A 7,471-nucleotide genomic window follows, 5' to 3' on the forward strand; every position below is an offset into this window, starting at 1 on the left:
CGTGGACGAATATCCCATCATCGACCTGTCCCACCTGCTGCCGGCGGCCCAGGGCTTGGCCCGTCTCCCGGCGGACGAGCGCATCCATCGCCTTCGCGCCGACCGCTGGATCGGCTATCCGCGAGCAGTCGAGGCGTTGAACCGGCTGGAAGCCCTGTATACGTGGCCAAACAAACAACGCATGCCCAACCTGCTGTTGGTCGGTCCAACCAACAACGGCAAGTCGATGATCGTCGAGAAGTTCCGCCGCGCCCACCCGGCCAGCTCCGACGCCGACCAGGAGCACATCCCGGTATTGGTCGTGCAGATGCCGTCCGAGCCATCGGTGATCCGCTTCTACGTCGCGCTGCTCGCGGCGATGGGAGCACCATTGCGACCGCGCCCACGGCTGCCGGAAATAGAGCAACTGGCGCTGACACTGCTGCGCAAGCTCGGTGTGCGTTTGCTGGTGATCGACGAGCTGCACAACGTCCTGGCCGGCAACAGCGTCAACCGCCGGGAATTCCTCAACCTGCTGCGCTTCCTCGGCAACGAATTGCGCATCCCGCTGGTCGGTGTGGGCACACGCGACGCCTACCTGGCCATCCGCTCGGATGACCAGTTGGAAAATCGCTTCGAGCCGATGATGCTGCCGGTGTGGGAGGCCAACGACGATTCCTGTTCACTGCTGGCCAGCTTCGCGGCTTCGCTCCCGCTGCGGCGACCTTCGTCGATTGCCACGCTGGACATGGCTCGCTACCTGCTCACGCGCAGCGAGGGCACTATTGGCGAGCTGGCGCACCTATTGATGGCGGCGGCCGTGGCCGCCGTGGAGAGTGGTGAGGAAGCGATCAACCACCGCACGCTCAGCATGGCCGATTACACCGGTCCCAGCGAGCGGCGGCGGCAATTCGAGCGGGAACTGATGTGAAGCCAGCGCCACGCTGGCCACTGCATCCGGCACCCAGGGAAGCCGAAGCCCTGTCTTCGTGGCTCAACCGCGTGGCCCTTTGCTATCACATGGAAGTGTCCGAGCTGCTGGAGCACGATCTTGGTCACGGCCAGGTTGATGACCTGGACACCGCGCCACCACTGGCGCTGCTGGCGATGCTCTCCCAGCGGAGCGGTATCGAGCTGGATCGGCTGCGCTGCATGAGTTTCGCCGGCTGGGTGCCTTGGCTACTGGACAGCCTTGATGATCAGATTCCAGCCGCATTGGAAACCTATGCGTTCCAGCTCTCGGTACTGCTGCCGAGACTCCGCCGTAAGACGCGATCCATCACGAGCTGGCGTGCCTGGCTGCCCACCCAACCGATACACCGCGCCTGTCCGCTCTGCCTGAACGATCCGGAGAACCAAGCCGTACTGCTCGCGTGGAAGCTGCCCCTGATGCTGAGCTGCCCACTGCATGGCTGCTGGCTGGAATCCTATTGGGGCGTGCCAGGGCGGTTTCTCGGCTGGGAGAACGCCGACGCCGAACCGCGCACTGCCAGCGACGCGATTGCGGCGATGGACCAGCGTACCTGGCAGGCACTGACGACCGGCCACGTGGAGTTGCCGCGCCGACGCATCCACGCCGGATTGTGGTTTAGGCTGCTACGCACGCTGCTCGATGAGCTGAACACCCCGCTTTCGACGTGCGGCACCTACGCGGGGTATCTCCGCCAAATCTGGGAATGCTGCGGGCATCCGCTGCGTGCTGGGCAAAGTCTGTGGCGACCGTATGAAACCCTGAACCCGGCAGTACGGTTGCAGATGCTGGAGGCGGCGGCAACGGCAATCAGCTTGATTGAGGTGAGGGATATAAGCCCGCCAGGCGAGCACGCAAAGCTATTCTGGTCCGAGCCCCAAACCGGGTTCACCAGTGGCCTGCCGGCGAAAGCGCCGAAGCCCGAACCCGTCGATCACTGGCAGCGTGCAATCCAGGCCATTGATGAGGCCATCATTGAAGCACGACACAACCCCGAGACGGCACGCTCGCTGTTCGCGTTGGCTTCCTATGGTCGGCGCGACCCCGCTTCCTTGGAACAGTTGCGCGCCACCTTCGCGAAGGAAGGCATCCCCCCGGAATTTCTGTCACATTATGAGCCTAGCCTACCCTTTGCATGCCTTAGACAGAATGACGGGTTAAGTGACAAATTTTGACGTGCAGAGCTTCCCGATGCAAACTGTCACATAATCGAACGTATATGTGACAGGTACAAGATGCTGATTGGCTACATGCGAGTATCGAAGGCGGATGGCTCCCAGGCGACGGACTTGCAGCGCGATGCGCTGGTCGCGGCCGGTGTTGATCCGGCGCATCTCTATGAAGACCAAGCGTCCGGAAAACGCGAGGATCGTCCCGGTCTGGCGAGCTGTCTGAAGGCACTACGGCCAGGCGACACGTTGGTCGTTTGGAAACTGGATCGGCTCGGGCGCGACCTGCGCCATCTGATCAATACCGTCCATGACCTGACCGGACGCGGCATCGGCCTCAAGGTGCTGACCGGGCACGGCGCGGCCATTGACACCACGACCGCCGCCGGCAAGCTGGTCTTCGGTATCTTCGCCGCGCTGGCCGAGTTCGAGCGCGAGTTGATCGCCGAGCGCACCGTGGCGGGCCTGGCCTCAGCACGGGCACGCGGCCGGAAAGGCGGCCGGCCGTTCAAGATGACCGCCGCCAAGCTGCGGCTGGCGATGGCGGCAATGGGGCAGTCAGAGACCAAGGTCGGCGACCTGTGCCAGGAACTTGGCATCACGCGGCAGACCCTGTATCGGCATATTTCACCCAAGGGCGAGCTACGTCCAGATGGCGAGAAGCTACTCAGCCGAATTTGATGCCGACATGAGGCGACGTAGCGAAAGCGTGGTTTGTCTCAATTTGACGGCGGCGAACCGCAAGCGTTCGGTTCGCCGCTCGTTTCGGTCGCAGTGCTGGCCCGCGCCTGGAAACGTTGATAACACTCCAGCCCGCAGAAGTGCTCGACGTACTCCGCGCCTTCCGGTGTGAAGGCGGCATCGAGCGGAATTTCCTTGCAGCACACGCAGCAACTGGTGGCGGTCGGATCATTTGCATTCATGGTGGCACCCCTCCATTGACTGACGAAGACGGCGAATGCCGCCGCCGGCATCGGCTTTGCGAACAGAAAGCCTTGCCCGCGCTCGAACGCTTGGGCCCTCCGCCGTAGTCCATCCATCCGGCCGGGAAGCGCTCATGATCTTTCCCTGAATGCCCGCAACGCCCGCGCCAGTGACAGAAGAAACAGGCCGGTCAAACCGAGCGCCGTGATGACCCAATACTCGACAAGGAATGCACCGGCGGTTGTGCCGGCCAGCACGGCAGCGAGGATGGACAGGTGGCAGGGGCAAGTCAGCACGGCCAGCGTGCCCCACAGGTAGCCGGTGAACGGTTTGTGCGTCTCGGCCGGCATGCGCTCGGGGCTGTTCATGGCAAACTCTCCGCATGCTGTGCCGGCGCGGTCGGCATGGCGGCCAACTGCACTTCCAGATTGGCCAACGCTTCGCGCCGGCGTTCGACGAACTGACGCAGCACAGCAAGCTGCGCGGCAGTTTCATCGCAGTTCGCCGCATCCAGCGCCCGGCACAGCCGCGCCAATGCGCCGAGGCCGATGCCCGCCTCGAAGGCGGCCCGCACGAAGCACAGTCGCTGCAAGGCGGCGTCATCGAACAGGCCGTAGCCACCCGTGGTGCAGGCGACTGGCCGCAGCAATCCACGCAGCAGGTAATCGCGCACGATATGCACACTCACCCCGGCATCAAGGGCCAACCGGGATACCGTGTAGGCGTTCATCGAACATCTCCTTTTCTTCACCCGGCGCAGCAGGAAAGCTGCTTCACGTCCTTGCTGAAGGTCTGCGCCGCGAGCTTCAACCCCTCGACCATCGTCAGGTAGGGGAACAACTGGTCGGCCAGTTCCTGCACCGTCATGCGGTTGCGAATGGCGAGAACAGCCGTCTGGATCAATTCGCCGGCTTCCGGGGCGACGACCTGCACGCCGATGAGCCGTCCGCTACCTTCCTCGATGACCAGCTTGATAAAGCCGCGTGTGTCGAAGTTGGCAAGCGCACGCGGAACGTTGTCGAGTGTCAGCGTGCGACTGTCGGTCTCGATGCCATCGTGGTGCGCTTCCGCCTCGCTGTAGCCCACGGTGGCGACTTGCGGGTCGGTGAACACCACTGCCGGCATCGCGGTCAGATTGAGGGCTGCGTCGCCGCCGGTCATGTTGATCGCGGCACGGGTGCCGGCGGCCGCTGCCACGTAGACGAACTGCGGCTGGTCGGTGCAGTCGCCGGCCGCGTAGATGTTCGGGTTGCTCGTGCGCATGCCTTGGTCGATAACGATGGCCCCTTGCGCATTGACAGTGACCCCCGCCGCGTCCAGCGCGAGGCTGCGCGTATTCGGTGCCCGACCGGTGGCAACCAGCAACTTGTCAGCGCGCAATTCACCGTGTCCGGTGGTCAGCACGAATTCGCCGTTCACATGGGCGACCTGGCTGGCTTGCGTGTGCTCCAGCACCTCGATGCCCTCGGCGCGGAAAGCGGCTGTCACGGCCTCGCCGATGGCCGGGTCTTCCCGGAAGAACAAGGTGCCGCGTGCCAGGATCGTGACCTGGCTGCCGAGCCGGGCAAAGGCTTGCGCCAGTTCCAACGCCACCACCGACGAACCGATCACGGCCAGGCGTGCGGGAATGGTGTCGCTGACAAGCGCTTCGGTGGAAGTCCAGTAGGGTGACTCTTTCAGGCCCGGAATCGGCGGCACGGCCGGACTGGCACCGGTGGCGACCAGGCAGCGGTCGAACGTTACCTCGCGCTCGCCACCCTCGTTCAAACGGACGACCAGGCTCTGGTCGTCCTTGAAACGCGCTTCACCGTGCAAAACGGTGATGGCTGGATTGCCGTCCAGGATGCCTTCGTATTTGGCGTGCCGCAGTTCATCGACACGGGCCTGCTGCTGGGCCAGCAGTTTGCTGCGGTCAATCGCAGGCACAGTTGCCGCAATACCGCCGTCGAACGGACTTTCCCGGCGCAGATGGGCAATATGGGCAGCGCGGATCATGATCTTGGACGGCACACAGCCGATATTGACGCAGGTGCCGCCGATGGTGCCGCGTTCGATCAGCGTGACCGTCGCGCCTTGCTCGACGGCCTTCAGCGCCGCCGCCATCGCGGCCCCGCCGCTGCCAATGATGGCGATATGCAAACCGGCGCCCTCAAGTGCATCACGGATTTTTGGTTCATCTTTGAAATCACCAACCCGGATCGAGCCTTGATAACCCAATGCGGCGATGGCGGCCAGCAGTTGGTTGTGGCTCACGGCGGTGTCTGCCATGACTTGCGCGCGGCTTTCTGGATAGGACACCACAGCGGCATTCACGCCGGGAATCTTTTCCAAAGCATCTTTGACATGGGTGGCGCAGGATGTGCAGGTCATGCCATTCACGGTGATTTCGGTCATTTTTTTACTCCATTGAATTTCGGGGTGCAGCAGGCATCGGCTTGGCGTTTTCGTTGGATGGCGTAGATGGTCAAGCCGATGAAAATCGCCAGCGCAGGCAGCAGCACATAGTCCAGATAGCCGGTCAGCGCGGACAAGCCGACCACACCGAGCAAAATGACCAGAACAGGGGTGAAGCAACACAGCGCCACGAGGGTTGTGCCAATGATGCTGACCCGCAGCAGTGTCTTCGGGTCTTTCATGATCAGTTCTTGACTGATGATGGGTAGCCCGCATCCTCGGTAGCCTTGGTCAGTTTCTGCACGCTGGTCTTGGCATCATCGAAGGTGACCACCGCTTCGCGCGTCTCGAAGGTCACGTCAACTTTACTGACGCCATCGACCTTGGAAATCGCCTTCTTGACAGTGATCGGACAGGCCGAGCAGGTCATGCCCGGTACGGACAGCGTAACGGTCTGGGTGGCGGCCCACACGGGGGCAACAACGGCAGCGAGGGCAAGGGCGGAAAGCAGCTTTTTCATGGTGAACTCCTGTGATCAATAGAAAAATGGCACGACGTAGGGAAATCCGAGCGCGACCAAAACCAGCACGGCCACGCCCCAGAAAATGAGCTTGTAAGTAGCTCGCACTTGGGGAATCGCGCAAACCTCACCCGGTTTGCAGGCGGCTGACGGCCGGTAGATGCGCCGCCAGGCGAAGAACAACGCCACCAGCGCCACGCCGATAAAGATGGGGCGATAGGGTTCCAACACCGTCAAGTTGCCGATCCAAGCGCCGCTGAACCCCAAGGCGATCAGAACCAGCGGCCCGAGGCAGCAAGCCGAGGCGAGGATGGCGGCCAGCCCGCCAGTGAAGAGCGCGCCGCGCCCGTTTTGAGGTTCAGACATACGTTTGTCCTTTCGAATCTGAATTGGATAGCTTAAGCTTACTTCCGTAGTTATGTACGGAGTCAAGCGATATGGAAAACAATTTGGAGAACCTGACCATTGGCGTTTTCGCCAGGACGGCCGGGGTCAATGTGGAGACCATCCGGTTCTATCAGCGCAAGGGCTTGCTCCCGGAACCGGACAAGCCTTACGGCAGCATTCGCCGCTATGGCGAGACGGATGTAACGCGGGTGCGCTTCGTGAAATCAGCCCAGCGGTTGGGCTTCAGCCTGGATGAGATCGCCGAGCTGCTGCGGCTGGAGGATGGCACCCATTGCGAGGAAGCCAGCAGCCTGGCCGAGCACAAGCTCAAGGACGTGCGCGAGAGGATGGCTGACCTGGCGCGCATGGAGGCCGTGCTGTCTGATTTGGTGTGCGCCTGCCATGCGCGGAAGGGGAACGTTTCCTGCCCGCTGATTGCGTCACTGCAAGGGAAGAAAGAACCGCGCAGTGCGGACGCGGTGTAGCCCGAGGGAACTACGCCTTAGCGTGCTTTATTTTCCGTTTTCTGAGGCGACTCCTACGAGACCTGGCTAGAGTTGGCCAGCGCGGGTCAGTTCGACGGCCAGGGCGACCACCACACCCCCAAGCCCTTCGTGCGCAAAGCGTTTGCCAAGTATCTTGAGTGCGGCATCTTTGCCCATGGCTTTGCCCGCGCTCGCTGCGGCGACTGTGGGCACGACTACTTTGTAGCCTTCTCCTGCAAAGGCCGGGGAGTCTGCCCCTCGTGCACCACGCGGCGGATGGTGGAGACGGCGGCACACCTGAGCGACCACGTTTTCCCCCGCCTGCCGGTGCGCCAGTGGGTGCTCTCCGTGCCCAAGAGGTTGCGGTACTTCATGCAACGCGACGGAGCGGTGCTGAGCATGGTGCTGCGCATCTTTCTGCGGGTGATCGCACAAACTCTGCAGACCCACAGCCCCGGTGCGGCCCATATGGACAAGGCAGGCCTGCACATCGGTGCCATCGCCTTCATTCACCGATTCGGCTCCAGCCTCAATGAACACGTCCACTTCCACGTTTGTGTGGTGGACGGGGTGTTTGAGGAAGTGGAGGGCGAGGGCGATGCTGATGCGACCCCTCGAATCTCATCGCCGGGTGTCATCTTTC

11 protein-coding genes and 1 pseudogene are annotated in these 7,471 nt (G+C 62.5%); 5 read left to right on the forward strand and 7 right to left on the reverse strand.

Translation table 11 applies throughout. The features are described from left to right. Position 1 precedes the first annotated feature (1 nt). The 3 genes from V0R37_RS08080 to V0R37_RS08090 are packed head-to-tail and all read left to right on the forward strand — an operon-like array spanning position 2 to position 2,799. The gene (locus V0R37_RS08080; protein WP_166310047.1) at positions 2 to 910 is read left to right on the forward strand and encodes a TniB family NTP-binding protein; all 909 of its coding nucleotides are present in this window, start codon (positions 2 to 4) and stop codon (positions 908 to 910) included. Continuing rightward, positions 907 to 2,124: a TniQ family protein gene (locus V0R37_RS08085; RefSeq protein WP_009288528.1), complete on the forward strand. Its 1,218-nt coding sequence runs from the start codon at positions 907 to 909 to the stop codon at positions 2,122 to 2,124. Before V0R37_RS08080 ends, V0R37_RS08085 begins: the two co-directional genes overlap by 4 nt. 60 nt (positions 2,125 to 2,184) lie before the next feature. After that, positions 2,185 to 2,799, forward strand: a complete 615-nt coding sequence (locus V0R37_RS08090; RefSeq protein ID WP_010981357.1) for a recombinase family protein — start codon at positions 2,185 to 2,187, stop codon at positions 2,797 to 2,799. Positions 2,800 to 2,837: 38 nt separating this feature from the next. Here V0R37_RS08090 and V0R37_RS08095 read toward each other — a convergent pair whose 3' ends face one another. The 7 genes from V0R37_RS08095 to merT all read right to left on the reverse strand — a co-directional run bounded on the left by V0R37_RS08095 (position 2,838) and on the right by merT (position 6,322). Next, positions 2,838 to 3,041 (reverse strand): DUF3330 domain-containing protein, encoded by a 204-nt coding sequence (locus tag V0R37_RS08095; protein WP_005413391.1) that lies wholly within the window; start codon positions 3,039 to 3,041, stop codon positions 2,838 to 2,840. 132 nt (positions 3,042 to 3,173) lie between these two features. After that, complete coding sequence (merE, locus tag V0R37_RS08100; RefSeq protein ID WP_005413392.1) at positions 3,174 to 3,410, reverse strand: broad-spectrum mercury transporter MerE; 237 nt, start codon at positions 3,408 to 3,410, stop codon at positions 3,174 to 3,176. Beyond that, positions 3,407 to 3,772, reverse strand: a complete 366-nt coding sequence (merD, locus tag V0R37_RS08105; RefSeq protein WP_000995361.1) for a mercury resistance co-regulator MerD — start codon at positions 3,770 to 3,772, stop codon at positions 3,407 to 3,409. The genes merE and merD overlap by 4 nt, the downstream gene beginning before the upstream one ends. Positions 3,773 to 3,789: 17 nt before the next feature. Then, the gene (gene merA / locus V0R37_RS08110; protein ID WP_420374026.1) at positions 3,790 to 5,436 is read right to left on the reverse strand and encodes a mercury(II) reductase; all 1,647 of its coding nucleotides are present in this window, start codon (positions 5,434 to 5,436) and stop codon (positions 3,790 to 3,792) included. Continuing rightward, positions 5,433 to 5,678, reverse strand: coding sequence for a mercury resistance system transport protein MerF (gene merF, locus V0R37_RS08115; RefSeq protein ID WP_000654684.1), 246 nt, complete (start codon positions 5,676 to 5,678; stop codon positions 5,433 to 5,435). Before merF ends, merA begins: the two co-directional genes overlap by 4 nt. A 2-nt stretch (positions 5,679 to 5,680) precedes the next feature. Continuing rightward, positions 5,681 to 5,956: a mercury resistance system periplasmic binding protein MerP gene (merP, locus tag V0R37_RS08120; protein WP_000735441.1), complete on the reverse strand. Its 276-nt coding sequence runs from the start codon at positions 5,954 to 5,956 to the stop codon at positions 5,681 to 5,683. A gap of 15 nt (positions 5,957 to 5,971) precedes the next feature. Next, positions 5,972 to 6,322 carry a mercuric ion transporter MerT gene (merT, locus tag V0R37_RS08125; RefSeq protein WP_001294667.1) on the reverse strand — a complete coding sequence of 117 codons (351 nt, stop codon included), beginning with the start codon at positions 6,320 to 6,322 and terminating at the stop codon, positions 5,972 to 5,974. 71 nt (positions 6,323 to 6,393) lie between these two features. Here merT and merR point away from each other — a divergent pair, with 71 nt between their 5' ends. Then, on the forward strand, positions 6,394 to 6,828 hold the full coding sequence (merR, locus tag V0R37_RS08130; protein ID WP_000429838.1) for a mercury resistance transcriptional regulator MerR: 435 nt from the start codon (positions 6,394 to 6,396) through the stop codon (positions 6,826 to 6,828). Positions 6,829 to 6,876: 48 nt separating this feature from the next. Further along, positions 6,877 to 7,471 (forward strand): annotated as a pseudogene (locus tag V0R37_RS08135) (transposase zinc-binding domain-containing protein); the annotation flags it as partial.

The organism is Pollutimonas rozaliensis (genome assembly GCF_048751585.1).
Classification (GTDB): domain Bacteria; phylum Pseudomonadota; class Gammaproteobacteria; order Burkholderiales; family Burkholderiaceae_B.

Bases quoted from the DNA above. Each gene is read 5' to 3' on its own strand.
- V0R37_RS08095 (WP_005413391.1), bottom strand. From the start codon at position 3,041: ATGAATGCAAATGATCCGACCGCCACCAGTTGCTGCGTGTGCTGCAAG.
- V0R37_RS08090 (WP_010981357.1), top strand. From the start codon at position 2,185: ATGCTGATTGGCTACATGCGAGTATCGAAGGCGGATGGCTCCCAGGCG.
- merT (WP_001294667.1), bottom strand. From the start codon at position 6,322: ATGTCTGAACCTCAAAACGGGCGCGGCGCGCTCTTCACTGGCGGGCTG.
- merE (WP_005413392.1), bottom strand. From the start codon at position 3,410: ATGAACAGCCCCGAGCGCATGCCGGCCGAGACGCACAAACCGTTCACC.
- merR (WP_000429838.1), top strand. From the start codon at position 6,394: ATGGAAAACAATTTGGAGAACCTGACCATTGGCGTTTTCGCCAGGACG.
- merF (WP_000654684.1), bottom strand. From the start codon at position 5,678: ATGAAAGACCCGAAGACACTGCTGCGGGTCAGCATCATTGGCACAACC.
- merP (WP_000735441.1), bottom strand. From the start codon at position 5,956: ATGAAAAAGCTGCTTTCCGCCCTTGCCCTCGCTGCCGTTGTTGCCCCC.
- merA (WP_420374026.1), bottom strand. From the start codon at position 5,436: ATGACCGAAATCACCGTGAATGGCATGACCTGCACATCCTGCGCCACC.
- merD (WP_000995361.1), bottom strand. From the start codon at position 3,772: ATGAACGCCTACACGGTATCCCGGTTGGCCCTTGATGCCGGGGTGAGT.